This is a genomic window from Halomonas sp. A3H3 (assembly GCF_000982975.1).
In the GTDB taxonomy this organism is placed as follows: Bacteria; Pseudomonadota; Gammaproteobacteria; order Pseudomonadales; family Halomonadaceae; genus Vreelandella; species Vreelandella titanicae.
Genome location: NZ_HG423343.1, coordinates 65,108 through 90,318 on the forward strand (window position 1 = coordinate 65,108; position 25,211 = coordinate 90,318).

At 55.5% G+C, this 25,211-nt stretch carries 25 protein-coding genes and 3 tRNA genes; 8 read left to right on the top strand and 20 right to left on the bottom strand.

Going from position 1 to position 25,211, the window contains the following annotated elements:
* Positions 1-128: 128 nt before the first annotated feature.
* The 4 genes from HALA3H3_RS00230 to HALA3H3_RS00245 are packed head-to-tail and all read right to left on the bottom strand — an operon-like array spanning position 129 to position 4,772.
* Positions 129-485 carry an AtuA-related protein gene (locus HALA3H3_RS00230; protein WP_022520381.1) on the bottom strand — a complete coding sequence of 119 codons (357 nt, stop codon included), beginning with the start codon at positions 483-485 and terminating at the stop codon, positions 129-131.
* Entirely contained in the window at positions 472-1,878 is a 1,407-nt protein-coding gene (locus tag HALA3H3_RS00235; RefSeq protein ID WP_022520382.1) for an acyclic terpene utilization AtuA family protein, read from the bottom strand. The genes HALA3H3_RS00230 and HALA3H3_RS00235 overlap by 14 nt, the downstream gene beginning before the upstream one ends.
* Positions 1,875-3,785: a TRAP transporter permease gene (locus HALA3H3_RS00240; RefSeq protein ID WP_022520383.1), complete on the bottom strand. Its 1,911-nt coding sequence runs from the start codon at positions 3,783-3,785 to the stop codon at positions 1,875-1,877. Before HALA3H3_RS00240 ends, HALA3H3_RS00235 begins: the two co-directional genes overlap by 4 nt.
* Before the next feature lie 21 nt (positions 3,786-3,806).
* A complete protein-coding gene (locus HALA3H3_RS00245) occupies positions 3,807-4,772 on the bottom strand; it encodes a TAXI family TRAP transporter solute-binding subunit (protein WP_022520384.1) in 966 nt (321 codons plus the stop codon).
* Between the two features lie 158 nt (positions 4,773-4,930).
* Between HALA3H3_RS00245 and HALA3H3_RS00250 the strand changes: the two genes are divergently transcribed.
* From HALA3H3_RS00250 to HALA3H3_RS00260, 3 genes are all read left to right on the top strand, one after another.
* Entirely contained in the window at positions 4,931-5,815 is an 885-nt protein-coding gene (locus tag HALA3H3_RS00250; protein WP_022520385.1) for a LysR family transcriptional regulator, read from the top strand.
* Between the two features lie 81 nt (positions 5,816-5,896).
* Positions 5,897-7,228, top strand: coding sequence for a M20/M25/M40 family metallo-hydrolase (locus tag HALA3H3_RS00255; RefSeq protein WP_022520386.1), 1,332 nt, complete (start codon positions 5,897-5,899; stop codon positions 7,226-7,228).
* A gap of 377 nt (positions 7,229-7,605) precedes the next feature.
* On the top strand, positions 7,606-7,821 hold the full coding sequence (locus HALA3H3_RS00260) for a hypothetical protein (protein ID WP_022520387.1): 216 nt from the start codon (positions 7,606-7,608) through the stop codon (positions 7,819-7,821).
* Between the two features lie 405 nt (positions 7,822-8,226).
* Here HALA3H3_RS00260 and HALA3H3_RS00265 read toward each other — a convergent pair whose 3' ends face one another.
* A complete protein-coding gene (locus tag HALA3H3_RS00265; RefSeq protein WP_022520388.1) occupies positions 8,227-8,964 on the bottom strand; it encodes a glutaredoxin in 738 nt (245 codons plus the stop codon).
* Between the two features lie 173 nt (positions 8,965-9,137).
* Positions 9,138-9,824: a type 1 glutamine amidotransferase domain-containing protein gene (locus HALA3H3_RS00270; RefSeq protein ID WP_022520389.1), complete on the bottom strand. Its 687-nt coding sequence runs from the start codon at positions 9,822-9,824 to the stop codon at positions 9,138-9,140.
* Positions 9,825-9,917: 93 nt separating this feature from the next.
* On the opposite strand from HALA3H3_RS00270, the gene HALA3H3_RS00275 reads away from it, so the two are divergent.
* Positions 9,918-10,697, top strand: coding sequence for a CLCA_X family protein (locus HALA3H3_RS00275; protein ID WP_022520390.1), 780 nt, complete (start codon positions 9,918-9,920; stop codon positions 10,695-10,697).
* Between the two features lie 60 nt (positions 10,698-10,757).
* Here HALA3H3_RS00275 and HALA3H3_RS00280 read toward each other — a convergent pair whose 3' ends face one another.
* From HALA3H3_RS00280 to HALA3H3_RS00295, 4 genes are all read right to left on the bottom strand, one after another.
* Positions 10,758-12,671: a TRAP transporter permease gene (locus HALA3H3_RS00280; RefSeq protein ID WP_022520391.1), complete on the bottom strand. Its 1,914-nt coding sequence runs from the start codon at positions 12,669-12,671 to the stop codon at positions 10,758-10,760.
* Between the two features lie 32 nt (positions 12,672-12,703).
* On the bottom strand, positions 12,704-13,831 hold the full coding sequence (locus HALA3H3_RS00285) for a TAXI family TRAP transporter solute-binding subunit (protein ID WP_022520392.1): 1,128 nt from the start codon (positions 13,829-13,831) through the stop codon (positions 12,704-12,706).
* A gap of 103 nt (positions 13,832-13,934) precedes the next feature.
* Positions 13,935-15,131, bottom strand: a complete 1,197-nt coding sequence (locus HALA3H3_RS00290; RefSeq protein WP_022520393.1) for a CaiB/BaiF CoA transferase family protein — start codon at positions 15,129-15,131, stop codon at positions 13,935-13,937.
* The gene (locus tag HALA3H3_RS00295; protein WP_082116904.1) at positions 15,124-16,881 is read right to left on the bottom strand and encodes an acyl-CoA dehydrogenase family protein; all 1,758 of its coding nucleotides are present in this window, start codon (positions 16,879-16,881) and stop codon (positions 15,124-15,126) included. Before HALA3H3_RS00295 ends, HALA3H3_RS00290 begins: the two co-directional genes overlap by 8 nt.
* Before the next feature lie 149 nt (positions 16,882-17,030).
* Here HALA3H3_RS00295 and HALA3H3_RS00300 point away from each other — a divergent pair, with 149 nt between their 5' ends.
* Positions 17,031-17,930: a LysR family transcriptional regulator gene (locus HALA3H3_RS00300; protein ID WP_022520395.1), complete on the top strand. Its 900-nt coding sequence runs from the start codon at positions 17,031-17,033 to the stop codon at positions 17,928-17,930.
* Positions 17,931-18,016: 86 nt separating this feature from the next.
* The gene (locus tag HALA3H3_RS26865) at positions 18,017-18,181 is read left to right on the top strand and encodes a hypothetical protein (RefSeq protein WP_158414232.1); all 165 of its coding nucleotides are present in this window, start codon (positions 18,017-18,019) and stop codon (positions 18,179-18,181) included.
* A gap of 97 nt (positions 18,182-18,278) precedes the next feature.
* Here the strand turns inward: HALA3H3_RS26865 and HALA3H3_RS00305 are convergent, their stop codons facing one another.
* Positions 18,279-18,641: a helix-turn-helix domain-containing protein gene (locus HALA3H3_RS00305; RefSeq protein ID WP_022520397.1), complete on the bottom strand. Its 363-nt coding sequence runs from the start codon at positions 18,639-18,641 to the stop codon at positions 18,279-18,281.
* A gap of 38 nt (positions 18,642-18,679) precedes the next feature.
* A complete protein-coding gene (locus HALA3H3_RS00310; protein WP_027959641.1) occupies positions 18,680-18,931 on the bottom strand; it encodes a type II toxin-antitoxin system RelE family toxin in 252 nt (83 codons plus the stop codon).
* A gap of 83 nt (positions 18,932-19,014) precedes the next feature.
* On the opposite strand from HALA3H3_RS00310, the gene HALA3H3_RS00315 reads away from it, so the two are divergent.
* A complete protein-coding gene (locus tag HALA3H3_RS00315; RefSeq protein ID WP_022520399.1) occupies positions 19,015-19,296 on the top strand; it encodes a site-specific integrase in 282 nt (93 codons plus the stop codon).
* Positions 19,297-19,385: 89 nt separating this feature from the next.
* On the opposite strand, the gene HALA3H3_RS00320 is transcribed toward HALA3H3_RS00315, so the two are convergent.
* The 8 genes from HALA3H3_RS00320 to HALA3H3_RS00355 form a co-directional block, all read right to left on the bottom strand.
* Positions 19,386-19,473, bottom strand: a tRNA-Ser gene (locus tag HALA3H3_RS00320).
* Positions 19,474-19,596: 123 nt separating this feature from the next.
* Entirely contained in the window at positions 19,597-20,106 is a 510-nt protein-coding gene (locus tag HALA3H3_RS00325) for a YiiD C-terminal domain-containing protein (protein ID WP_022520400.1), read from the bottom strand.
* A gap of 2 nt (positions 20,107-20,108) precedes the next feature.
* Positions 20,109-20,669 (bottom strand): nitroreductase family protein, encoded by a 561-nt coding sequence (locus HALA3H3_RS00330; protein ID WP_022520401.1) that lies wholly within the window; start codon positions 20,667-20,669, stop codon positions 20,109-20,111.
* 76 nt (positions 20,670-20,745) lie between these two features.
* The gene (queF, locus tag HALA3H3_RS00335) at positions 20,746-21,579 is read right to left on the bottom strand and encodes an NADPH-dependent 7-cyano-7-deazaguanine reductase QueF (protein WP_022520402.1); all 834 of its coding nucleotides are present in this window, start codon (positions 21,577-21,579) and stop codon (positions 20,746-20,748) included.
* Between the two features lie 38 nt (positions 21,580-21,617).
* A complete protein-coding gene (locus tag HALA3H3_RS00340; protein WP_022520403.1) occupies positions 21,618-22,391 on the bottom strand; it encodes an ABC transporter permease in 774 nt (257 codons plus the stop codon).
* Positions 22,388-23,356 (bottom strand): ABC transporter ATP-binding protein, encoded by a 969-nt coding sequence (locus HALA3H3_RS00345; protein WP_022520404.1) that lies wholly within the window; start codon positions 23,354-23,356, stop codon positions 22,388-22,390. The genes HALA3H3_RS00340 and HALA3H3_RS00345 overlap by 4 nt, the downstream gene beginning before the upstream one ends.
* Positions 23,357-23,602: 246 nt before the next feature.
* Positions 23,603-23,677: transfer RNA gene (locus HALA3H3_RS00350), tRNA-Gly, on the bottom strand.
* Positions 23,678-23,697: 20 nt separating this feature from the next.
* Positions 23,698-23,773: transfer RNA gene (locus HALA3H3_RS00355), tRNA-Glu, on the bottom strand.
* Positions 23,774-24,107: 334 nt separating this feature from the next.
* Between HALA3H3_RS00355 and HALA3H3_RS00360 the strand changes: the two genes are divergently transcribed.
* Positions 24,108-25,211 carry a TRAP transporter substrate-binding protein gene (locus HALA3H3_RS00360; protein ID WP_022520405.1) on the top strand — a complete coding sequence of 368 codons (1,104 nt, stop codon included), beginning with the start codon at positions 24,108-24,110 and terminating at the stop codon, positions 25,209-25,211.

Below are 25,211 nucleotides of genomic sequence, written 5' to 3' on the forward strand. Positions count from 1 at the left end.
CCTGAACGGCTCTTTAACGACGACTGAGCGGACGTTATGTTAATTAGCGTGCGTATTTTATCGTCATAGTAAGGCCTTTCAGGCAGCGGGTCATGACCACCTAAGTCGAGGAGCGAGGTTAAAAAGGCCTAGCTCGCGTCAACCTCCATGCTTAACAGCAAAAACGATAGCGTCTTGCCATGCCCATCCAAGTTGAGCGCGCCATTAACGCCGCCCTGCAGCACGTCATCGATCACGAAGTTCATGCCCGCCAAATTAGGCAAAGGGTAACGCCGCACTCGGCTGGCACCACGATGAGCAAACAGCGCCAGCACACGCTCCTCGGTTACCTGCTCCAGCAGGGTGGTGTAATGGTCTGGGTCATAGGCAAACAGTGCCACGTTTAGCCGTTCCCCCTTATCACCTGCGCGGGCATGGGCGAGTTGATGAAGAGCGACTGAGGTATCCGGGCGCACCGTTGTTTGCGTGTGGTCAGCTTGCAGCATAACGTTCACTCCTACGTTCGCCGAGCGGCGACGATTCAAACAGGCTGGCATGAGCATTAACGTCGCTACGTTTGACCAAATAAGAGGAGGTAAACACTCGCCTTTGAAATTGGCGCCGCACGCCACCGCCACCCGCGGGCCCGGCACAATAAAGCGCCAATAGCTCCTGGGTGGCGCGGGCTACCCAGCGCCGCTCGCTGTGCTCGGCCGCCAGTCGCAGCCGATAATCGCCGCTGGCAGACGCTGAAACGCTACGCTGCAGCTCACCGCTATCGCTATCGAATACGCTGGCCAAGCCAATGATATCCAAGCGGGTACGCAGCTCCGCAGGGGCTCGAAACACCAATCGTTCACGCAGTACCTGCGCTGCAAGCTGGGCTCGTGCCAAGGCGTTCGGGCCGGCATAGGAGATTTCCGCCTCGCCCTGCCAACCGCCTTCATAGCACACGGTGGTTTTTAGCCGCTCAGGCGCAGGCTTGCCGCGAATTCCTGTCACCGCCACGCGATTGGGTGACAACTGACGCACCTCTGCGTGGGAAAGATCCACCGTGACATCCGGAGTCAGATAATTCGCCGGGTCATGCACTTCGTAAAGCAGCTGTTCTTTCACCGTTTGCTCGGTAACACAGCCGCCGGTATTGGCAGGCTTGGAAATAATAAGGCTGCCATCCTGCTCCACTTCAATAATCGGATAGCCCACCGTGGCGAGCCCGGGCACGTCTTTAAAGCCAGGATCGGCAAAGTAGCCGCCGCTTACCTGGGCGCCACACTCAGCCAAATGCCCCGCCATCATGCCGCAAGCTAGGCGATCCCAGTCGTCCCAACGCCAATCGAAGTGGTGCATCAGCGGCGCTAAAAACAGCGCCGGGTCGGCAACACGGCCTGTAACCACCACATCCGCCTGCATGGCCAACGCCTCAGCCAGCGCCTTGGCTCCCAGGTAGACATTGGCTGAAATCAGGGCGTCATCGCCAGGCATATCCAGCCGCTCGGCCTCCCAGCGCTGTAAGTCCAAGCTATGCAACTGCTGGCGGATATCATCACCGTGCACCTGGGCAATGCGCACATCCCCGCGCCCAAGCTGTGTCGCCAAGTCAGCAATTACCTGACAAGCACCACGGGGGTTCGCCGCACCAAAGTTGCCTAAAATCTTAATGTCGTGATCCAGGCAGTCGCGCAGCACTGGCGCCAGCAGCTCGTCTAACAGCGGTTCAAACCCGCTTTCGGGATCATCACGCATCGCGCGGTGAGCTGCCGCTAATGTCCGTTCACCCAGGGTTTCAAATACTAAAGCGGAGGGCTGCTGTCGCTTGATCAACTCTGCCACCACCGCCACGGCCGCATCGGTACGGTCGCCAGAAAAACCCGCACCACTGCCTAATAAAAAGCTCATAGCTGTGTCTCCTTGGCCTGAAGAGAGTGGTGGTCGCCCGCGACGGCCCCCTGCTCGTCTCTCAGCAGCGAGCGGCGGCGTATAAATAGCCCAATGATCAGGGCTAGCGCCGCCAGCGTGGTCAGCCAGCCGGGTGTCAGCGCCAGTCCAATGACCGCGATCAGCCCCACGACATCGATCACGCGCTTACCCGTCATGGCTACCCGGGACATCAGCGCGGCGAAGGCCATCACAAACACGACCCCTTGGCAGCTGGCCAAGACGATCTCCAGGGCAGAACCAAACCCTGCCAGGGCTGGGTAGATCAGCAGCAGGAAGGGAATGACGTAGATAGCCGCCGCCAAGCGCACTGATTCAACCGCCGCAGGCAGCCAGTTGGTGTCGGCAATGCCTGAGGCCACAAAGACCGCAATACAGACAGGCGGTGTAATCACCGACAGGGTGGCGAAGTAGAAAACGAATAGGTGGGCAATCAGCGGCTCAACACCGATGGTGGTGAGCGCAGGCGCCAGCACTGATGCCACCAGAACATACGCTGCCGTGGTCGGGATCCCCATGCCCAAAATCAGACACACGCCGCCGACGATAAAGGCGACCAGGAACAGCGATTCGCCGCCTACCGTGACGATCAAGCTGGCTAATGTCACACCGATGCCGGTCATACCGATCATCGCCACCAGTATCTGCGCCCCGGCCAGCAGCACGCCAATAATGACCATGCCCTTGCCTGCATCGACTAAGCCTGCCACCAGCTTGCCGAGGATCTCGCGCAGCGGCATCTTAGCCATGAGCGCAAAAGGCACGAACGTTAGCACGGTCATCAAGATGCCATAGAACGCCGACATTTGGATCGAACGACCACTGAGCACGCCGTAAAACAGCCCGCCTAATGCAGCCAGAATGGGAATAATTCGTTCAGGGCGTATCACGTCTGACCAGCTTGGTAGCTCATCATCGGGCACTACCTGCAGTTGGCGGCGCTTGGCGACGAGGTGAATGGTGACAAACACCCCGAGATAGAAAAGAATCGCTGGCAACAAGGCCGCTAAGGCGATACGCAGGTAACTTTCGCCTAGAATTTCCGCCATGATAAATGCCGCAGCACCCAGGATTGGCGGTGCGATTTGGCCGCCGGTAGAGGCCACGGCCTCAACTCCAGCTGCGAACGGGCGTGGGTAGTTCAAGCGCTTCATCATGGGAATGGTGAAGTTGCCCGTGGTGGCCACATTGGCCACCGCACTGCCGCTGACCATGCCGAATAGCCCGGAGGCCACCGTGGCCACTTTGGCAGCACCGCCTGGCGAGCGGCCGCTAATACGCAGCGCCAGATCCATAAAGGTATTACCGCCTCCGGTATGTAGCAGCAAACAGCCGAACAACACGAAAGCAGCGATAGTGGTGGCGGCGACGCCCACCAGCATGCCCCACACGCCTAAATCGCCGAGGTAGATGGTTTCGGTCATGTAATACAGATCAAAACCACGGTGACCGAGCGGCCCTGGAATGGCTGCTCCAAACCACGCATAGGCCAATCCCACTAACACCAACAGTGGAAAGATCACGCCGATGGCACGGCGTGACAGTTCCAAAATAGCCACTAGCAGTACGCCGGTCAGCAACATATCCCGAGGCGTTGCCCAGGGTAGTTCGACCAGAATTTGTTCGTAGTTAAGCGCCACATAGCTGCAGGCAACTACCACACCCACTGCCAACACCACATCAATAGCGATACCCAGCGGGCGCCAGCGCTTGCCTGCGCCTAACGGATAAACGGCAAGCCCTAGCAAAATGACCAGCGCGAGAAAGATACTCCGCTGAATCAAACTCTCGAACGGCCCAGTGGCGGAGGTATACAGGATTAGCCCGCCCAGCAGGAGCGCCAAGCCTTTGGTGACTGTCTCGCGCATGATCATCTTCTCCGAATGGCCTTACTGGACTGGCTGCAAGGTATCGGGGATGTCATGCCCCTGCTCTTCGAAATAGCGCGCAGCACCGGCATGCAGTGGCACGGTGCCAACCTCCAGGGTCATCTTCGCCATATCCGCATCCTGCATGGCCGCAAAGGCGTTAACCTGCGGTTCTGGGTTTTCCATCACCGCTTTGACGATTTGATAAGCGGTTTCTTCATCCATATCCGGATGGGCGTGCACGGCAACCCCAAAGGCCCAAGTGGTGTAAGCGGGAATACCCTCTGCAGCCCCTTCAGGTACATCGACAATCGCCACGTCGGGCATTTCGTTGCGCAGTGCGTCGGCCTGCTCTTGGTCAAGCGACAGCACGCTTATCGGTGTGAAAGTGGCGATATCCATAGAGGAGCCATCCAGGCGTTCTCCGACACCCGACTTAACGGATCCCATCACCCGGCCATCTTTCATAGCGTCGACCATATCGGTCGTTGAACCACGCACATAGTCAGGCTCAATACCTAGCGTGCGCATTACCGCTTCGGTGGTTTTCTCGGTGGCTGACCCCGTAATGCCTGGATTGAAGCGCACACCGTTTAAATCAGCGAAGGTTTCCACCCCTGCATCCTGGCGCATCACGGCATTCTGCGGTGCCACGGTGTAGACCCAGAGCAGGCGGTTATCGACGGGGCGGCCTTCAAAATCCTCCTCACCGGCGTAGGCGTGATAACCCGTATTGGTGGTCACCAGGCCCATATCGATTTGGTTGCGGCCTAAACGGCGCAGGTTATCCACAGTGGCACCGGTTTCGGCAACCGAAGAACTGATCCCTTCGACTTGATTATTAATAATCTGATTGACTGCCACAAAGTAGCTGTAGTGGCTGGAGGAGCTTGAGGTAGAGCCAATCAACAGGCGCTCATCAGCGTGAGTAGCAGCAGCGGCCAGCACCGTGGCACTGGCCACCATGGCAGTAAGTAGCGTTTTCATTGTGTCTCCGAAGCTCGCAAAGCGAGCTATTGTTATTGTAGAGCGGCTTTTTATGTAAAACGGTGATCGCGACGCTGTTTGCATGCGATACAGCAAGCATGATCTGCCAGTTTAATTTTGTATATTGAATAGTTTTTAATTTATGTTTTACTTTCTAAATGAATCCAAGCATCCAGCAGTTGCGTGTTTTTGTTGCCGTCGCCCACTCGCGCAGCCTTGCAGAGGCCAGCGAGCGCGTGCACCTTTCCCAACCGGCGATTTCGATCGCCCTGCGTAAACTTGAGGAGAACGTCGGTGGTGCACTGTTTGCCCGTACCACGCGGCAGCTCGCGTTAACACCGGAAGGCGAAGCCTTTCTGCCCGTTGCCGTGCGGCTCCTGAATGATTGGAACGAAGCCTTTGAGGATCTCAACGACCAATTTTCCAAACAGCGCGGAAAGATAACCGTGGCCGCCCTGCCTACTCTGGCGGCAGGACTATTCCCGCGGGTCATTAAGCTTTTTCACGAGGCTTACCCACGTATTAACCTCAGCCTGCACGATGTGCTGGCCGATCAAATCAATCAAATGGTGCGCGAAGGTCGCGCCGACCTGGGTCTTTCCGTGCCGCCAAGCGACGCAGACGACTTGACGTTTGACCCCGTCCTCGAAGACAGCTATGTGGTCGTTTGCCCCTGCGGGCATCCATTGCTGGCGCAATCAGCCGTCGCCTGGAGCCAACTCGCGGCTTATCCGTTTATTGGTATCAATCGCCTTTCCAGCTCGCGCCAGGATATTGACCGCATTATGCAGAGCGTAGGAGAACGGCTGGATATCTTGTGCGATGCGCGCCAGATCGCCACGGTAGGCCGCATGGTAGCTGCGGGATTAGGTATTAGCGTGCTGCCCTCGCTCAGTTTTCGGCAAATTGCCGCCGATGGTATTGAGTACCGCCCGCTGGTGGAGCCGACCATTCGCCGTGAGCTGGGCATTATATTGAGCCGCCGTCACCCTCCATCCGCCGCCACCAGCGCCCTGCGCGAGCTAATTCATCACCATGAATAAGCGTCTTTCTCTACACACAGTGCGGGAATCTGGCAGACTAGAGGTGATTAACATCCACCTAAAAATGAGTGAGCGACAACGATGAGCGATAGTGCAAAACCCTGGACACAACCAATGCCCGACGCGCAGTTCAAACTAATGCGCGATATTCTTGCCGCCCCCAGCCCCGTAGGCCTGGAAGCTGCCATGACCTACGGCGTGCTCAAGCCGCATTTTGAGAGCTTCGCGCCTAAAAGCTGGCACCTTCACCAGTTTAAGGGCAACGCGGGCGTTGTGCTGGACACTCACCCCGGCCGCGACGACATGTTCAAGGTCATGCTGATCGGCCATGCGGATAAAATCCGCATGCAGGTGCGCTCGATTGGCGAAGACGGCAAGATCTGGATCAACACCGACTCCTTTCTGCCCACCGTGCTTATCGGCCATGAAGTGAAGTTGTTCAGCGAAGACCCCGACGCCCCCGGTAGCTACCGCTGCATTGAAGGTGGCACGGTCGAGGCACTGGGCGCGATTCACTTCTCCGATCCTGCTCAGCGCGATGGCAGCAAAGGCCTGAAAAAAGAGCAGATCTACCTGGATCTACAGATCCACGGCGAGAATAAAAAGCAACAGGTGCTGAACCTGGGCGTACGGCCCGGCGATTCGATTATTTTCGACCGCCCTATCCGCCCCGGCTTTAGTCCCAATACCTTCTACGGCGCTTACCTGGATAACGGCCTAGGCTGCTTTGTGACCGCCGAAGTGGCGCGTTTGATCGCCGAAGCAGGTGGCACCCAAAATGTGCGCGTGCTGTTTGCGATTGCCAGCTACGAAGAGATTGGCCGTTTCGGCAGCCGCGTGATGGCGGGCGAAATGAAGCCAGATGCCTTAATTGGCGTCGATGTAAACCACGACTATGTGGCTGCGCCCGGTATTGGCGACAAGCGCATGCAGCCACTGGAGATGGGCAAAGGCTTCACCATGGCGGTGGGCTCGATTGCCAGTGAACAGCTCAACCGCATTATCGCCACGGCCGCGAAAGAGCAGGACATTCCGCTGCAGCGCGATATTGTCGGTGTGGATACGGGTACCGATGGCATGGCAGGCGTATTGGCGTCTATCGATAGTGCCGCTACCTCAATTGGCTTCCCTATTCGCAACATGCACACCATCTCAGAAACAGGCCATACCCAGGACGTGCTGGCGGCCATCCATGCCCTCACCCATACCCTGCAAGCCCTGGATGCCATGCCTGACCTACAGCGTGAATTCCTGGATAACCACCCGCGCTTAGACCAAGCGAGCCCGCTCACCCATCAAGGCGGCGACAAGCCTGACAGTGAGAAGGGTGACAGCAAAGACGAGAGCAGCGAAGGCAAAACAGTTAGCCAAGGCAACGACAGTAAGAAAAGTAAGAAAAAAGCGAAGAAATAAAACAAGCGTATAAAAAAGAAGCCCCGGCCACTCCCTGGCTGGGGCTTTATCAAACCTTCCTTGATTCGTCTTCACAAACATCCTGTTTGTGCATCCATGAGCGTAAGCTTCCCTAGCTTTATCTTCCCTGTTGCCACTTCCTTATGCTGTGTACTCACAGTGAACCTTAAAACACTCTATTTATCTAACCTATGTTATTAAACCGGAAAAAATTTATCTTTTTTTATTCAGATTAACTGCACCTATTTAAAGCACGCTTTTTTATATGGCACATATGCCTTGCAGCGCTATACTATTAAAAGTATCGGCAACGATGCTACTCTACACGAACGTTACCACGCCTGAACCATCATCTAACCTAATGGTAGGAGGTCAGCGTGCGAGACATTATTATTAGCAGCAAAGTCAACGGGCTGGATGTCATCTGTCGCCATTGTGGCAACAATGAGTCACCCAAAAACCCGTTTTTGAACCGCTTCCGTTTAGAAGGCACCGGTAAAAACAGTACCACCGTACGCTGCCTGAACTGTCAAACAGCGGTTGAAATACCCTTGAGTGAATTAAGCTCGCTTTATTATCACTATGCTTGTTAAAACAATCGCTTACCAACTTAAGCGGTTATTATAAAAAAGGCTTATCTTTGTGACCGCTGCCTTTTTACTATCAATAGCAATACATTATTAACGAAAGCGTCATAAGAGCTTAATTAAATTTTTATTTATTTCAGGGTAAAAAAAACCCGGCCACTCCTTGGCCGGGTTTTCATCTGTTCTTCCCTGATCTTGCACCACAAACATCCTGTTTGTGCATCCTTGTGCTACACAAGCAATCCTTGCTTGTTCTTCCCTGTCGCGAGTTCCCTTCGCTGTGCACACACAGTGCGCTTTATAACAGCAGGTTTATCTAACCTGTGATATGTAGCGGCAAATAAATTGTTTTTTAACGGATTTTTGGATTTTAAACAGCATTTTAGCCAAGCAAGTTTTTGACGACGATTGTTATAGCAACATTTTCAGCGGCATCCATAGTCCCATCAGCACCATGGCGATATTTTCTGTCAGCGATACAAACCCTAGTGGCACATTGCTGCTTCCGCCAACGCAGGCGCATTTCAGCTCACGCTTATCCACATACACGGCTTTAAAGACCGACACCGCACCTACCGTGCCAATAAACAGTGCCAGCGGTGCTGCCAGCCAAAGCATGGCACCGGCCAGCATTAGTACCCCTGCCAGGGTCTCTGCGTAGGGGTACACATAACTGTAAGGGACATAGCGCTGAGCCAGTAAGTCGTAGTTAAGGAACATCGAGCTAAAGCTCTCTACATCCTGCAGCTTCTGCAAACCCAGCAGCACCATGGCCGTGGCCACCGCATATTCGGGCATTCGTGCCGCCACTAAGGTGCCATTGGCAACCCAGCTAATCGCCAGACCGATGAGCAAGGCGGTCACAAAAATCGCGATCACCGGCCGATAGGAAGTCTCTTTTGCACTCGGCACGCTCATGCCTAAATGCTCACGCACCTCTTCATAGCCGCCAATACGTTTATCACCTATATAGGTTTGCGGGGTGGTATCGACATTCTCCTGGGCCTTGAACTCTTCAATTTCATCTCGGGATGTAAGCGGATGGTCATCAACCTGATAGCCTTTCCGCTTTAACAAATCGACCGTTTTCATACCGAATGGGCAGAGATGTTCCGCGGTTTTCATCCGATAGACGCGTGCTGTCTCCATGTTAGTCGCCTCCTTGTTGCGCTGCTGAGAACTGCGCTGTTGAGAACATAGCTACTTAAAAATAAATAACCTATCTCCCTATAAGCATAGTCAGAATCTAATCGGCACCCAAAAATACAAACGGCGAGGAGAGCCTCGCCGTCGTCACCAAACCCGGTATTAATACCGGCGGGTTATTTCGTCAGCCACGCCATTAGCGTTTCAGCCGTGAGCGCTGAGGAAGGAGGGTTTTGCCCTGTGATTAGTTGGCCATCCTCACGTACGTAAGGAGTGAAATCATCCGCTTTGCTATAAATCCCGCCACACTTTTGCAAGGCATCTTCAACGAGATGCGGCACGATATTGGTCAAGCCAACGGCCTCTTCTTCGCCGTTAGTAAAGCCCGTTACTTGGCGGCCTTTTACTAGCGGTTCACCAGCGCTGTCTTTAGCATTTACCAACACTATCGGCGCGTGACAAACCGTGGCAACCGGCTTGCCTTGGGCGATAAAGGTTTCGATCAAGCGAATCGAGTCCGCGTTGTCAACGAGATCCCATAGCGGGCCATGGCCCCCAGGGTAGAATACCGCATCGAAATCATCAGCCTTCATGTCGCTCAAGCGATGGGTAGCGGCAAGTTCCGCGTTCGCTTTTTCATCTTGCTTAAAGCGGCGCGTTTCATCGGTTTGGCTATCGTCTGCGTCACTTTTTGGATCAAGCGGCGGCTGCCCACCCTTGGGCGATGCCAACGTTACTTCAGCACCCGCGTCTTTAAAGACATAATAAGGGGCTGCCAGCTCTTCGAGCCAAAAACCGGTTTTATTACCGGTATCACCCAACTGATCGTGAGACGTCAGTACCACTAAAATACGCTTGCTCATATCTCTCTCCTGGCGGTGGAAAATGAGGCAATTAAAATGCGTTACGGTTAGTTAGTGGGGGTCTGGATGGCGGAATGCAAGGAGAAACGACAAGTGAGCATCGAAGCGCGGGATTTTTATCGCAGTGGTCCTGACCATCGCCAGGGGCAAGCCAGCAGCTTTGCCCTGATCCGGCGTCAGTTTGATTTTCGCTCCATTGAGATTGGACGCTGGGTAACCAACGCTGAGCGCGACCGTGCCGCCGAGCTGTTTCATGATGCACTGTGCGATCTTATGTTGATTTTACAGGGAACAGAGGCGTTGATTTCCCTACGCGGCTCAATCGCGCTGCAGTACGGCAGCGGTGGTCGACCGGGTGTTTCTGCCCACTATGACCCCAGCCAACGCAGTTTTGCGCTGGCTAAAAACGCTGGCCCCGGCAGCATTGCCCACGAGTGGTTTCATGCTTTTGATCACTACATCGTCAGCAAGTGTTTTCGTGGCATCCCCAACGGCATGTTCGCCTCTACCGCGTGGCTGGCTGATGCGACGCCCATTCCCCACCCGCTTAATCAATTATTGATGGACTGTTTCAAAGCTATTCTGCTGCAGCCAGCAGGCGATCAGCCTAGCGAGCTGTTTCAGCATTCGGTGCAAGTGGATAAAAAACTTGGACAGCTCTATTACAGTAAACCCGAAGAGCTCTGCGCACGCGCCTTTGAAGGGTTTGTGCAAGATGCGGCCATCACCAATCACTTCCTGGTCAAAGGCACCAAGGCCTCTCCTGAAGCGGAAAGAGGTCTTTACCCACGGGGCGCACAGCGGGAACAGATCAATGCAGCGTTCAGCGACTACTTTGGCAGTCTGGGGAAAGCGTTGCGGAATGCAGAGTAAGCATGACGGCGCTCGACAGGCTCTGCTGCCGAACGCCGTGGGTGTATAAAACAGCTTCACCTAGGTAGAGCACTTCGTAATATCTGCGCGTTTCGTGGTGTGCAGCACCGCCATCAGATAGCACAATGCAAGCACTAGAAAGCCCAGCAGGTCACTGATCCATTCGGGGTAGATCATCAGCGCGGCAGGTATCAGCAGCGCACAACGCATGCGCACTCCCACCAAACCTATTCGATAAAGGTATCCTTCCATCGCCGCTGCCACCAACCAGATCGCGGTCATGGCTGTAAAAGCGGAGGCCATCACGCTCAACAGGGGGCCCTGCAAAATCAGCGATGGGTTGAGCACAAACAGGAACGGCAGTACGAACAGCACGGCTCCCAACCGCACGGCATGCAGGCTCGTTCGGGTACTGTTGGCGCCCGCAACACCGGCCGCAGTAATGGCGGCCAGCGCCACGGGTGGCGTGATATAGGAGAGCATTCCCCAGTAAAGAATGAACAGATGGCTGGCAAGAGGATTGAGACCAGCACCCACCAGCGCTGGCGCAAGCAGGATCGACAGGAATATGTAGCATGCGCTGACCGTCATTCCCATCCCGAGGATAAAGCTGGTAATCGCACCCGCCGCCAGCATCAGGGGAATGCTGTCACCTGCATACAACAGCAGTTCGCGAGAGAAAGCTCCTGCAACCCCCGTATAGGAAAGCCCACCGACCACCAAACCGATACCGGCCAAAACGGCGACCAGACTCCCCACCCCGTGTGCCAACTGATAGAAAAAATCCAGCAGTTGGCTGATACGCAGCCGCTGCTGACGGCGTACCAGTGCAATCGCCAGCAATATCAGGGTGGCATAGTAAGGCGCCTGGCTTTCCAGACGCATGACAAGCAGCATGTAGATCAGCACGCCCAAACTGAGTAGGTACGGCCATCCAGAGAGCAGCGTGTCACGCACCCTGGGAATATCCTTGGCGGGCATGCCCATGAGGCCTTTGCGGGCAGCATAGTTATCTACCTGAAGCAGCAGGGCCAGGTAGAAGAGCACCGCAGGCAGCAACGCCGCCAGCATTACCTCACCGTAACTGACGCCTAGGAAGGAAGCCATGATGAAGGCAACGGCCCCCATAACGGGCGGCATCAAGGTTCCGCCCGTGGAGGCGCACGCCTCTACGGCAGCGGCATATTCGCGTGAATAGCCACTGCGCTTCATGGCAGGAATGGTAATCGTCCCTGTGGTCAGGATATTGGATACCGCACTACCGGATAAGCTGCCCATGAAGGCACTGGAAACGACGGCCACCTTGGCGGGCCCGCCGCGGCTTCGGCCCATCAATGCAGTGGCGAAATTCATAAAGAACTCACCGCCACCGGTGATGGTTAGCGCAATCCCAAATACGACGAAGCCGATAATCAGGTTGGCGACGACCTGCATCGGCACGCCCACAATGCTTTCCGCCCCCATGACATGGGCTCGGATGGTTTCCCCCCATCCAAAACCATTACTCCACAGGAAACCAGGCATGTGGCCTGCATAGAGCGGATAGAGCCCAAATAGCAGTGCCACGGCAAAAATCGCCCAGCCACCACAGCGGCGAACGCCCTCCAGCACCAGTAGCAGCATCATCGTTGCCACCAGCGTGGCTTCGAGCGGGGCGAAATACTCCCACCCTTGCTGGGTCATGCGCAGGCCATTAAGGCCGAGGTAGATGGCGCCACCAAGAGCAGCCCCCGCCAGCACCCAGTCATACCAGGGAAGGCGTTCGGTATCAGCCTTGCGAGCCGGAAAGATCAGTAGTGCCGCCGATAGGAACAGCCCTATCAGATAGTAGATAAAGGCATTACCGATCGGATAGAACCCCAACAGATTGAGGGCAAAGGTTTGGTTGATCGTCATCAACAGACCGACGGCTCCCAGCCCCATCACTATCCACCTTGCCGAACCTTCCAATCGCTCTTGACTTGAATTGCTCATGATGTCGCTCCCAGTGACATATCCACCCGTGGTCAAAGCGCGCCAATCACTTCTTGCCGGCGAGCCTCCCAACGTTCGGCAAGCGCATCCCCTTCGAGGTCTGGCTCCTCGTTCAGCAGGCTATCCCAAGCTTGTTTCAGTGCTTCCAGGCGGGCGAGGCGGTTATCGTTCCATGTCTGCATCTCCTCGCTCCATAGCCCTTTCTCTTCCATATAGCGGATAGCCCCAGGGTGGAAAGGTATATCGATAGGTGGCACGCCGGAGTCCTCGATTGCCCAGCGGTGAATGGCAGCGGTCGCGTCACGATAAAGGTCATAACTCTCATCCAGGCTCTTGATGAACTGGTAGACCTCTTCTTCGTCACGATCAGCCATGGCTACGATGATCGGGTAACGGTAAGCAAGCATGTTGGCGGGAGATTCTTCGTTTAGCCCAGCGCCAATGGTTTCACGGAATGACTGGAAGACAGGGGCCACCTGGTTCATGCGCGCCCAGCCCTCTTCGTCATCGGCAGGAATATCTATCCAGCGAATACCACGAGAAGACTCCTCCAGCTCATAAAGCTGGCTGGCGGTGGTGGTCGTGCAGGTGGCATCGGCCCGATCCTCGACCAGCGAACTCATGGCGGCGCCGTGAGTCGGGAACATCACCGCCTCCACATCGTCGCGCCCCAGCCCTGCAAAGGCCAAGATCGCATCACATTTCACATTGACCGAAGGGTTGCCTGCCACGTAGGCAACCCGCTGCCCCCGCAAGTCTTCGAGCGTATGGATATTAGCGTCGGCTGCCGATGGCACACCAAAGGTAGATGGTCTTCCAGCAACGGCTCTGAGGTCTTGCGGCCCCCAGCGGCGCTCGCTGAAGTCGTAAACTCCTTCCGTTGCAAAGAAGGATTCCGTGGCTAGGAAGGCATAATCAGCTCGGCCGCTAACCAAAGGCTGCATTCGCCCAATGGCCGATCCCGCAGGCTGAATACGTATGCGGGTGTTGTAGCCCTTGCCAAAGGCATCGGCGATGGCGGAGGCCTCCGAGTGTCCTTGCGAGCCCACATCATAGGCGGTCCATGTCATGGTGCTGGGAAGCTCTGCGGCCGAGGCCGTATTGGCTAGAACGGCAAAAACGGTGGAGATAAGGCCAGTGGTCAGGTGCGTGCGTTTCATGGTTTTGCTCTCATGTTGTGTTGTTATTGGCGTAACGTTAATTGTGCTTATTTTTCAGCCCTTAGGATTGGGCAATGGAGTACATCGTGTTGTGCAAAAGGCTTCATGCCACCGGCACATCCGGCAGCACGCCTTTCGCTCTAAGGTGTTCTATTTGTTGCACGGTCAATCCTGCTTCATGAAGGATTGCGTCGGTATGTTCGGCAAAGCGTGGCGGTGGCGTTTCATAGCGTGAGGGCGTACGGGCTAGCTTGATCGGCGAGCCTGTGCCCTTGTAATGGCCGATATTGACGATCATATCGCGGTGCTGGGTATGCGGATGCGCCAGCGCTTGCGTGGTATCGAGTACGGGCCCGCAGGGAACGCCGATGCGCATCAACCGGTCGGCGAGCTTATCCCCTTCCCACCTGGCCATGGCACTCTCCAGCACATTACGCAGTGCATCGCGGTTACCCAGGCGGGCACCATTGGTTGCAAAGCGTTCATCCTGGCTAACGTCGTGGCATTCGAGCAACTCGCATAAGCGCGCGAACTGCACATTATTGCCAACCGCCAGAAAAATCGGCTGTGTCGCCGTCCGGTAGACCTCATAAGGGGCAATATTGGGATGTTCATTTCCCGTGCGGCGCGGCGGCGGCCCACCGTAGAATACGTTGGGAAAGTGGGGATGCATCAAGGAGAGCCCGGAGTCGAACAGTGCTGTTTCGACAAACTGTCCAAGCCCGCTGCGCGTACGCTCATGGAGAGCCAAGGTGATACCGATGACGGCATTCAGGCCGGTCACGATATCGACAATGGGTAGCCCCACTCGCAGTGGCTCCCCCTGTTTCTCACCGTTGACACTCATCAGTCCCGCCATTGCCTGGATGATGGCGTCATAGCCAGGCAAACCGCCCATCGGACCATCAGCACCAAACCCACTGATTCGGCATTGGATCAGACGAGGAAAGCGCGCGCTGAGAATGTCATAGCTCAGTCCCCACTTTTCCAGGGTTCCCGGCTTGAAGTTTTCCACCAGCACATCGGCGCCCTCCAGCAGTTGTAGTAGCAGAGCCTTGCCGTCAGGATGGCGAAGATCCAGCGCCATCCCGCGCTTGCTGCGGTTCAAGCCGTGGAAATAGGAAGCTGCATCACCTTCGAAAGGAGGCCCCCAGCCGCGGGTTTCATCCCCCCCGGGAGGCTCGATCTTGATCACATCCGCACCGTAGTCACCCAGCACCTGGGTACAGTACGGGCCTCCCAGCACACGGCTAAGATCAATCACCCTGATTCCGCTCAGTGCGCCATTGGGTTTAACCATGACCCACCTCCAGCCCGTGGGAACGCGCCAGTGCTTGAGTATTTACCACCGCAGAGACCTGTTCGTCGGTCATCGGCGTTTCGCTGAGCAGCATCGCCAGCGCTTCCGGCGACGCTCGACTGACCGATAGCGGATCGGGAGGGAGTAGCTTGTGGCGTACCACCAGCCAGGCGAGTGCCAATCGCCGCCTGTCTCCCGTGATCCGGGACGCCTCCCAGGCCATAAGAATGGCGGAGGTAATGTGGTAGAGACTGCTGGCGATCCGCCGCGCGTCGTGCTCGCAGGCAGGATCCTCTGCCAGTGCATTCGCGCTCTCTACTGCCTTGTCGAGGAGCACCTGCAACAGGTGGCGCTCGTGATTCTCAATGGCGGACGCATGCAACTGTTGGTGCAAGTAGTCAGCCAGTACCGGCAAGGTCTGTTCACGCCGAATCGCCCGAAAAACATCCAGGGCAACGATATTGCTGGTGCCTTCCCATATTGAGCCAAGGTGGGCATCACGCAGCACGCGGGCATCCGACCACTCCTCGATGTAGCCACATCCACCACGTACTTCCATGCCATCCCCAGCCACCTTGCGTGCATCCCGCGTGGTGCGGAACTTGATCATGGGTGTCAGGATGCGCAAGAGCTTGGCTGACTGGGTATCCCCCGCATCGGCACGCCGCAGGCACTCTGCCGTGTGGAAGACCATCGTGCGCCCCTGCTCGGCAGTGAGCATCATCTTGCTGAGCTGACGCTGCATAAGCGGCAGCTCGATGAGCTGGCTACCGAACGCCTGCCGATGGCGGGCAATGAAAAGCGCCTCGTTGAGTGAGCGACGCATTAGCCCCGCCGACCGCACCCCGTTCGAGAGACGAGACATGTTGATCATGTCCGTCATCTGCTTGAAGCCCTGCCCCGGCTCTCCCACCACATAAGCTTCGGCGCCTTCGAGCAGGATCTCACCGCTCGCCATGGAGCGAGTACCCAGCTTGTCTTTCAGGCGTACGATGCGGTAATGGTTAAGATCACCATTTTCCAGATACCGGGGCAGCAGGAACAGCGTGAGACCGCGAGTGCCCCGCTCCCCCTGCTCGGGGCGCGCCAATACCATCGCCAGCGCGGCATCAGGGTTAGAGCAAAACCATTTGTCGCCATAAAGGCGCCACTTGCCCTCTTCCTGCCTCGCTTCCGTGGTAATCGCTCCAACATCAGAGCCTGCATCCTGCTCGGTCATGAACATGGCTCCCTGATAGGCCAGATCCATATCCTGTGAGGTCAACGCTTCCAGGTAGCGGTTCACCAACGCTTCGTCGCCAAACTTGCGCAACGTGCGAGTCAGTGCATCGGTCATGCTAAGCGGGCAGCAAAGGCCAAACTCTGCCTGCACGAACAGGTACGTCAGCGCGTACTTCACTACCGGTGGCATGGGTTCCGACCAGTCAAGCACTCCACCGCGGTGCGACATGGCCGCCAGCCCGAACTGCCCATAGGCATACGCTTCCAGGCGTTGATAGGCTGGATGTTTGAGGATCTGCTGACGCTCGGTGCCATTTCGGCTGCGCAGGGCAAGTTCAGGCGGGTGCTTGTCAGCCTCGATGGCCAGCGCTTCCAGTTCACCGCCAGCAAGGGCTCCCATCTCGTTGAAGTGGTGTTCCAAGTGCTGACGTAGCGCCGTCGGCAAATAGATATCCAAAAGCTGGGAAAGGGTGGGATCGTTATGGTAACTGTTCTGCCCCCAGGAATCGGGGATATTGCGGTGTATCATTTCATTCACAACGGCGTACCTCTTGGACTTATTATATGTTTTATCGTCACATTAGGCGGGTACGGAGACCGTCTCCAATACTGTTTTAGGATCCATTGATTCAGTTTTATGTATGATTGAAGAACAAGAAACGATAAGGAACGAAGCCAATGGCGCTGACATTTCGACAGCTGCGTTACTTTCTGGTGCTCTCGGAGGAACTACATTTCGGCAAAGCAGCGCAGCGCCTGCATATTTCTCAACCACCACTAAGTGCCAGCCTGCGTCAACTGGAAGAGGAGCTAAAGGTCAAGCTGCTGCTGCGCAATAGCAAACGCGTTACCCTCACGCCCGCCGGAGAAGCCTTCCAGCGCCAGGCACGCCGGATTCTCGAGCAGCTAGAAGACTCGCAAACGCTGGTGCAGCGCATTGCCTCAAGCGCCACCGGCCTGGTGCGTGTTGGGTTTACGCCCGCCATGCTCTTTCGCGGCCTTCCGGAACTGCTCAAACGCCTGCAATCCCGCTATCCCGGCATCGAAATACAATTGATCGAACGCAACTCGGCAGATCAAGTAGAAGCAGTGATGCAGGAGCAGCTCGATATCGGCTTCATCCATTCGATGCCGTTACCCGAGGGAATCGAGTCGGTCATCCTGTCGGACGAACCCTTCCTGTGCTGCTTGCCAGCGCATCACCATCTGGCAGGCCGACGCGAGTTGGCAGTCAAGGAATTAGCCAATGAGCCTATCATCCTGTTTGGTCGCGACCTTGCCCCTCACTATTACGACAGGATCATCGGCCTGTTTCACCACGCAGATGTTAAACCCCATATCTGCCACGAAGTCTCCCACTGGTTGACCATTCTTGCTCTAGTAGCTAATGCGATGGGGGTTGCTTTAGTTCCCAAATCACTTGCCAAAGCCGGTTTTTCCAATGTGAGCTTTCTCCCTCTGACCGATTCAACGACACGACATCAGTCGCACTGCATATGGCGCAGCGATTCGGAGGAACATGAAGAAATCCGTCAGTTGCTGCTTAACTGCCTAAAAGAACAACAGCAAGTCAGGTAAGCACGGCGCCAAGCCCAGCAGCCCCCTACCTGCCCTACTCCCGCTGACGCATGCTGGTTCCCTCATTCCGTCGTGAGGAAACCGCAGTGCAGTCGTTGTCGCCTACGTGCGAAATAGCGCTTTCGCGACTACGCTATAGCAACGCTCACTACTCAAAGGAAGAGAATATGTCTACTACCACTATCGTCGTTATCGTTGTGGTTATCGTTGCCGTGCTGGGTATTGGCTTCGGAGGAGTGCTGCCTTTTTAAACAGCTTTCTTTATTTTTCCCAAGACAACCCCTGAGAGCCAAAAACAAAAAAGGCCGTCGAGCTAATTGCTTGACGGCCTTAAAAATTCTGTGGCGGTTAGGTAATATCTCTCAACTCCACATCCAACGCAGCCGCAATGCGGGTCAGCACACTCAACGAGCCGCTCTTTTTTCCTGACTCTATTTCGGAGAGGTACCCCTGGCTAATCCCTGCTTTTTCCGCCAGTTCACCTGCGCGTAGGCCACGGTATTCACGGTACACCTTCACGGGTGCCACGCCGTCCAGCAGCGCATCCACAACCGCCGCGGGAAATGACTCTTCACCACGCGCCACAACCGCGTTGGCAGCGTCGATATCGTCCTGGTCTTCCAACCGCGCAAGCAATGCGTGGTACTCCTGCTCGGGCAGTACCACCAGCCGCTCGCCAGTGGGCGTTTGAATAATCTGAGGTGCACTCATGCCGCCTCCTGTTAATTGCCGGGTGCATTATTGATGCTTTATTGATAAATAGCACCACGGGCACCGATGTTAATGATGTCCAACACATCGCCACGCTCGTCGATGATCACCCGCCAGTCGCCTACCCGCAGGCGAATATAATCGCTCCCCTTCAACGCCTTCACATTATTGCGTTGGCTTTCCGGGTCTTCCGCGTAGGCCTTGATTTTACCTTGTATGCGCTTCGACTCAGGCCGCGGCATTCGCTGCAGCACCTTTAGTGCACTTTTACGGTAAGTGATCGTCTTCATTACTAGCATTATAGCTAATAGAGAATAAATATAGAAATTTTTTAGCTGTAAGCTAACAAACACCACAGAAGGTCAATATCGCCATGGTGACCAGTTGGGCTAACTCACCCTTCTACGAGAACGCTATCCGTGAGCGCTTCTGGAAAACCCACCTAAAAAACGCCGGCGTTCGCTACCGCGGCCCCAACCAGTGCCGGCACACGTTCATAAGCCAGCTGCTCTCATTGGGAGTGGTGCCGCTGCACTGGATCTCCAACCACGTTGGCCACGCCACGATCACAATGATCCAGCGCCGCTACGGCAAGTGGATTCGCAGCGACGGCCCTGACATTCCAGCGCTCATCGAGAAGCAGTTAGACCTGTAGTATTCCCAGGATTGTTCCCAAAACCGCTCCCAAAGGCCAGAAACGAAAAAGGGAATCAAGCTAAATACTTGATTCCCTTTAAAATTCTGTGGCGGAGGGGGAGGGATTCGAACCCTCGAAGCCTTGCGGCTTACACACTTTCCAGGCGTGCTCCTTCGACCACTCGGACACCCCTCCGCGTTTTGGCGCTGTTGAAAGGCTGAACCTTTCGCGACAGAACGGCGCATATACTATTGGCTAAGCCTCGAAATAGCAAGCCTTTTCCGGCTGACGAACCTTTAGGTTAGTGGCATACCCCGGTTATCGTTCAGACAATACAGCGTAGCTGCCGTTGGCTTCCAGGCAGAGCGTCTCGCCACAATAGAGCTGCTGGGTTAGCGCTAAGCGGCCTTTTCCTCGCTCAGCGAGCTTGTTGGCAAGCTGAGTAGGGCCTTCTGGCACTGCTGGCGTGCATATCAGGCGGTAGTCACTGGTTACCGGCGCCAGAAAACGCTGGCTAGCCTCGGCAACCACGACATCCCGCGCAATGCCCCGCTCACGTAGCCATAGCGTTACCCAGCACCAGCCTTGTAGCGTCGTCTGCGCCGTCAGTGCGCCACCAAAGCCCGTGCCCTTATCGTTAAGGTTGGGCTCCAGCGCTAACTGCCAGGCTAGTGAATCACCCTGACGCGTCATTTCGCTAATACCTAACGCGCCCACCATGGGTATGGCATCGCTCAGCCACTGCTGAAAAACGGCCAGATTTTCCGGCTGGCCTTTTGGCAATGGCAATCGTGGATGAGGGATGCCTGGCTGACGAGGGAGACTCATCGCTAGTCCCAACGCTCCACGAAGTCAGCAACATCATGCTGTGGTACCGGTTTATGGCGCCCCCCCAGGGTGCCCAGGTAGATAAACGCGACGACTTCGTCATCTTCATCCAGATTCAGCCCTTTGCGAACTACGGGGTCGAAAGCGTACTTGCCGCTGCGCCACATTGCTCCCAACCCTAGGGCGTGGGCGGCTAGCAGTATGCCGTGGGCGGCGCACCCGGCGGAGATCACCTGCTCCATTTTGGGTACTTTTTCAAGTTTGGGCGTGACCTTGGCGATCACGGCGATAATCATCGGCGCCCGCAGCGGCTTTTTGCGCGCCGAGTTGAGCGTTTCGTCATCGGCGCTAGGATCTTCCTGAAACTCCGCCTCGGCGAATAGCTCGCCCAAGCGTTCTCGCCCTTCCCCGCTAAACTCGATAAAGCGCCAGGGGCGCAGCTCTTTATGATCCGGGGCACGTAGCGCGGCCTGATAAATGGCGCTGAGCTGTTCGCCGCTGGGCGCTGGCTCCATCAGCTTGCCCATTGAGCTACGCTCGTGAAGCAGCGTGAGTGCGTCCATTGATGACTCCAAGTCCAATTGTGTGAGGCTACTTTAGCACCGTCATTTATAGCATTGTCATTTATAACATTGCCGCTTACTGCCTTGCTAGGCGCAGTGGCGTGGGGGGCGTTAACCCTGGGGTTGCGCGCCAGGGACTGATATCCAACCCGCCGCGCCGCACATAGCGCGCCAGTACCAGCAGCTGCGTAGGCTTTGCCTGGGCCATTAAATCGCAGAAGATATGCTCAACGCAGTGCTCGTGAAAATCCTGGTGCTGGCGAAATCCAATCAGGTAACGCAGCAGCCCTTCGCGGTCTATTTTCGGGCCTTTATAACGAATCAGCACGCTGCCCCAGTCTGGCTGACCGGTAACGGGGCAGTTGGATTTCAGCAGATGGGAGTAGAGTGTCTCCTCGACAATCTCTTCCCCTACCGACAGGTGATCACTGCTAGGCGTATAGTCGCTTACTGCGATATCTAAATCGTCCAAGCATTCGCCCGGTAAGTGCTGTGGCGAAAGCTCTGGCGCATCCACATCAAACAGCTCGACACTCACTTCAGCCCCCGCCGCTAAGGAGAGGTCATTGGCCAGCGTTTCCATCACTTCCTGACGACTATAGAAACGGGTTTGGTTGAAGCTATTGAGGTAGAGCTTCCAGGATTTGGACTCAATCAGATTGGGTGAGGCTGCTGGCAAGCGAAAGCGCGCCACGGCCACAATAGGCTTACCGCGGCTGTTCAGCCAGGAGACTTCAAAGGCGTGCCACTCATCTTCCCCCACAAACGGCAGAGTTCCCTCTTCAATCCCCAGCGGCTCTCGATTAGCCACGCGGGGAATAGGATATAACAGCCCCGCGTCATACTGCTCAGGGTAAGCGGAATCGCGGCCTAACGGCGCGTGCGCTAAAGTGTCTGGGCGGTGTGCCATTGTATAAAAGCTCTCTCTTCTCAATCGGATTGATGCGTCTAGCTGCGAATACCTTTGCCGCGTTCCAGCATCGCCAGTGCAATGCCAAACAGCATAATGATAAAGGCAAAAATGGCAGCGAGCGCCCAGCCAACGGGAATATCCGAAACACCTAAGAAGCCATAACGGAAAACGTTGACCATGTACAAAATTGGATTGAGCATGGAAACGCCCTGCCAGAAGTCAGGCAACATTGAGATAGAGTAAAACACTCCGCCCAAATAGGTCAGCGGCGTAAGGATAAACGTCGGCACGATAGAAATATCGTCGAACTTATTGGCCAGTAACGCATTAATAAATCCGCCAATAGAGAACAGCGCAGACGTCAGCACTACGACCAATACCGTGAGCAGCGGATGCTCCATGGTTAGACGGGTAAAGAACAGCGAAACGATTGTGACAATTAACCCCACGCCCAGGCCTCGCGCCATTCCGCCTAAAATAAAGCCAGCCAGTATCACCCAATTGGGCATGGGCGAGACCATCATCTCTTCGATCGAACGCTGAAACTTATTGGAGAAAAAACTCGACGCCACGTTGGAGTAGCTGTTGGTAATCACCGACATCATGATCAGCCCCGGGACAATAAAGTCCATGTAGCTGAAGCCGTCCATGTCACCAATCCGCGAACCGATTAGGTTGCCGAAGATAATAAAGTACATCGCCATGGTGATAGAGGGAGGCAGCAGCGTTTGTGGCCAAATGCGGGTGAAACGTTTGATCTCTTTTAGCACCAGCGTCCACAGGGCAATCAATGTTTGCGTAGCATTCATACGCGTTCCTCCGTCTTCTCAACGCGCTGGTCTATCGCCCCTAGCCCACTGCCTTCCACCATCGACACAAACATCTCCTCTAAGCGGTTGGCACGATTACGCATGGAAACCACCTGGATGCCCTGCTCACTCAATGCCTTGAAGACATCGTTTAAACGTTGCCCGCGATGCACCACGAGTGATAGCTGAGTAGACTCCAGCTGTTTTATCTCAAACCCGTCTATCTTGGGTATGTCTGTAATGGCTTCGGAGGTATCAATTAGGAAGGTCTCGGTATTCAGCTCAGCCAGCAGGCCTCGCACGCTAGTGTTCCGCACAATGTCGCCATTATTGATAATCGCCACATTACGGCACAGGCTCTCAGCCTCTTCCAGGTAGTGCGTCGTCAGGATGATGGTGGTGCCTTCGTCTTGGTTAATTCGTCGCATGTACTCCCACATACTGCGCCGCAGTTCGATATCCACCCCGGCGGTTGGCTCATCCAGAATCAGCAGCTTGGGGCGATGCATCAGCGCTCGAGCGATCATCAGGCGGCGCTTCATGCCACCTGACAGCATGCGCGCGCTGCCGTTGCGCTTCTCCCATAGGCCCAGATCGGTCAGCAGCTGTTTAGCGCGGGGCAAAGCCTCGCGACTGGTCATGCCGTAGTAACCTGCCTGGGCCAGTACGATATCGAGCACTTTCTCAAATTGATTGAAGTTGAACTCTTGAGGCACTACGCCTAGCTGGTACTTGGCTTTAGCGAAGTCTTTATCCACATCAATGCCGAATATGGAGACCTTGCCCGCCGTCTTTTGCACCAGCGAGCAGACCACCCCCAAGGTGGTGGATTTACCGGCGCCATTGGGACCCAACAAAGCAAAAAAATCGCCCTGCTGGACGTCGAGATCAATACCTTTGAGCGCCTGAAAGCCGTTGCCATACACTTTGGTAAGGCCACGGATCGACAATGCCGGTTCGGCCATGAACATGTCCTGTCAGCAAAATAAGAAGAGAAGGAGAAACATTAGGGCGCAAACGACTTTTTTCAAGGTGATTAAGAACACCAACCGTCAGGCACGCAAAGAATGACGCCCAGCAAGTAGCTAGCGCATCAGGAATAAAGAGAGATAACCAAATGAAAACTAGGAAGCGCTTGGAGCGGGAAGGAGATTCGACCGGGCTGGCGTTCCAGCTCCCGACCCTTACCTACCGTCTTGTGACTGTCTACATGGAGCGGGAAAGGAGATTCGAACTCCCGACCCTCGCCTTGGCAAGGCGATGCTCTACCACTGAGCTATTCCCGCAACGCAAACAACATACTAGATGGCGTCCCATAGGGGGTTCGAACCCCTGTTACCGCCGTGAAAGGGCGGTGTCCTAGACCACTAGACGAATGGGACGTTGCATTGCCTCGTCGAGGTGGCGCGTATGTTACTCAGACCTTATTGAGCTGTCAAGCACCCTGCCTTCACCAAACTAACTGACCCGCTTTCAATCACCTACCCTCTACGTCCAACTTTTGCGAAGTCAGTATGCACACCGAGGGTGCCCTGGGCACTCATTAGGCGCCATAACGGTGCAAATGTTTATTTTTCTTATACTTAACCTTTTCATTAGAGACCGACAAAACCCTTAAAAATCTTTTATTTAAAATAAAATCGATTTTTATGGCACACCCCTTGCTACCTCATTGTGTTCCCAGGCTGACCAATTCCACCATTAATGAGGTGTGCTATGTCCTTATCCCGTCGCAAGTTTCTCACCACAGCTGCCGTCTCCTCCACGGCAGGCCTTGTATTGGGCGCCCCGTCTATCGCCCGTGCGCAGTCCGCTGAGAGCTTCAACTGGCGTATGACCAATGCTTACCCGCCCGGCTCGCCCTTTTACGTGGAAGGCCCTGGCAGCCCCACTGACGTGATCGCCAAAATCAACGCCATGTCCGGCGGACGACTCAATATTCAGCATTTTTCATCCGGCGAGCTGATCCCAGCCTTTGAAGGCTTTGAAGCCGTTCAAAGCGGCACCATCGAGATGAATGCCGCCAATAGTTACTTCTGGTCAGGCACCACCTTTGCCGCTCAGTACTTCACTACTGTTCCATTTGGTATGAGCTTTATGGGCCATATGGCGTGGCTTTACCACGGCGGCGGCTTGGAGCTTTGGCACGAAGTGTATGAGCCCTACGGCATGGTCGCCTTCCCGCTGAACAATACCGGCGTGCAAATGACCGGCTGGTTCCGCGAACCGATCGAGGATATTAGCCAGCTCAACGGGCTGCGCATGCGCGTTCCTGGCTTGGCGGGCCAGGTTTACTCTTCGCTTGGCGTGGATGCCCGTGTACTGCCCGGTGGTGAAATCTTCCCCGCGCTGGAGCGTGGCGTGATTGATGCAGCTGAATTCGTAGGCCCCTTCCAAGACCGTCGCATGGGCCTGCATAACGCCGCCAAGTTCTACCACACTACAGGCTGGCACGAACCCTCGACCACGGGCGAACTGCTTATCTCGAAAACCCACTGGGATAGTCTGCCAGAAGATCTGCAGATGATTGTCAAAACCGCCTGTATGGCCGCCTGCTTGGAGAGTGTGACTTGGTCTGAAGCGGTCAATGGCGAAGCCATGACAGATCTAGTGGAGAACGAGGGCGTCACTGCCAGCATGCTTCCCGCACCCGTTATCGATGCGCTGCACGAAGCCACTCAAGATACCCTGGCAACAGAGGCCAACGCCGACCCTCTGGTACGCAAAGTGCACGATAGCTACATGGCGTTTAAAGCCAATCATGACCGCTGGGCGGGCGCCAGTGAGCGTGCCTGGTTAAACGACATTATCGGAGTCTGA

Bases quoted from the DNA above. Each gene is read 5' to 3' on its own strand.
- HALA3H3_RS00285 (WP_022520392.1), bottom strand. From the start codon at position 13,831: ATGAAACGCACGCACCTGACCACTGGCCTTATCTCCACCGTTTTTGCC.
- HALA3H3_RS00280 (WP_022520391.1), bottom strand. From the start codon at position 12,671: ATGAGCAATTCAAGTCAAGAGCGATTGGAAGGTTCGGCAAGGTGGATA.
- HALA3H3_RS00245 (WP_022520384.1), bottom strand. From the start codon at position 4,772: ATGAAAACGCTACTTACTGCCATGGTGGCCAGTGCCACGGTGCTGGCC.
- queF (WP_022520402.1), bottom strand. From the start codon at position 21,579: ATGGCACACCGCCCAGACACTTTAGCGCACGCGCCGTTAGGCCGCGAT.
- HALA3H3_RS00360 (WP_022520405.1), top strand. From the start codon at position 24,108: ATGTCCTTATCCCGTCGCAAGTTTCTCACCACAGCTGCCGTCTCCTCC.
- HALA3H3_RS00230 (WP_022520381.1), bottom strand. From the start codon at position 485: ATGCTGCAAGCTGACCACACGCAAACAACGGTGCGCCCGGATACCTCA.
- HALA3H3_RS00250 (WP_022520385.1), top strand. From the start codon at position 4,931: ATGAATCCAAGCATCCAGCAGTTGCGTGTTTTTGTTGCCGTCGCCCAC.
- HALA3H3_RS00240 (WP_022520383.1), bottom strand. From the start codon at position 3,785: ATGCGCGAGACAGTCACCAAAGGCTTGGCGCTCCTGCTGGGCGGGCTA.
- HALA3H3_RS00345 (WP_022520404.1), bottom strand. From the start codon at position 23,356: ATGGCCGAACCGGCATTGTCGATCCGTGGCCTTACCAAAGTGTATGGC.
- HALA3H3_RS00295 (WP_082116904.1), bottom strand. From the start codon at position 16,881: ATGATACACCGCAATATCCCCGATTCCTGGGGGCAGAACAGTTACCAT.
- HALA3H3_RS00270 (WP_022520389.1), bottom strand. From the start codon at position 9,824: ATGAGCAAGCGTATTTTAGTGGTACTGACGTCTCACGATCAGTTGGGT.
- HALA3H3_RS00265 (WP_022520388.1), bottom strand. From the start codon at position 8,964: ATGGAGACAGCACGCGTCTATCGGATGAAAACCGCGGAACATCTCTGC.
- HALA3H3_RS00310 (WP_027959641.1), bottom strand. From the start codon at position 18,931: ATGAAGACGATCACTTACCGTAAAAGTGCACTAAAGGTGCTGCAGCGA.
- HALA3H3_RS00235 (WP_022520382.1), bottom strand. From the start codon at position 1,878: ATGAGCTTTTTATTAGGCAGTGGTGCGGGTTTTTCTGGCGACCGTACC.
- HALA3H3_RS00315 (WP_022520399.1), top strand. From the start codon at position 19,015: ATGGTGACCAGTTGGGCTAACTCACCCTTCTACGAGAACGCTATCCGT.
- HALA3H3_RS00255 (WP_022520386.1), top strand. From the start codon at position 5,897: ATGAGCGATAGTGCAAAACCCTGGACACAACCAATGCCCGACGCGCAG.
- HALA3H3_RS00305 (WP_022520397.1), bottom strand. From the start codon at position 18,641: ATGAGTGCACCTCAGATTATTCAAACGCCCACTGGCGAGCGGCTGGTG.
- HALA3H3_RS00330 (WP_022520401.1), bottom strand. From the start codon at position 20,669: ATGGACGCACTCACGCTGCTTCACGAGCGTAGCTCAATGGGCAAGCTG.
- HALA3H3_RS00325 (WP_022520400.1), bottom strand. From the start codon at position 20,106: ATGAGTCTCCCTCGTCAGCCAGGCATCCCTCATCCACGATTGCCATTG.
- HALA3H3_RS00290 (WP_022520393.1), bottom strand. From the start codon at position 15,131: ATGGTTAAACCCAATGGCGCACTGAGCGGAATCAGGGTGATTGATCTT.
- HALA3H3_RS00340 (WP_022520403.1), bottom strand. From the start codon at position 22,391: ATGAATGCTACGCAAACATTGATTGCCCTGTGGACGCTGGTGCTAAAA.
- HALA3H3_RS00300 (WP_022520395.1), top strand. From the start codon at position 17,031: ATGGCGCTGACATTTCGACAGCTGCGTTACTTTCTGGTGCTCTCGGAG.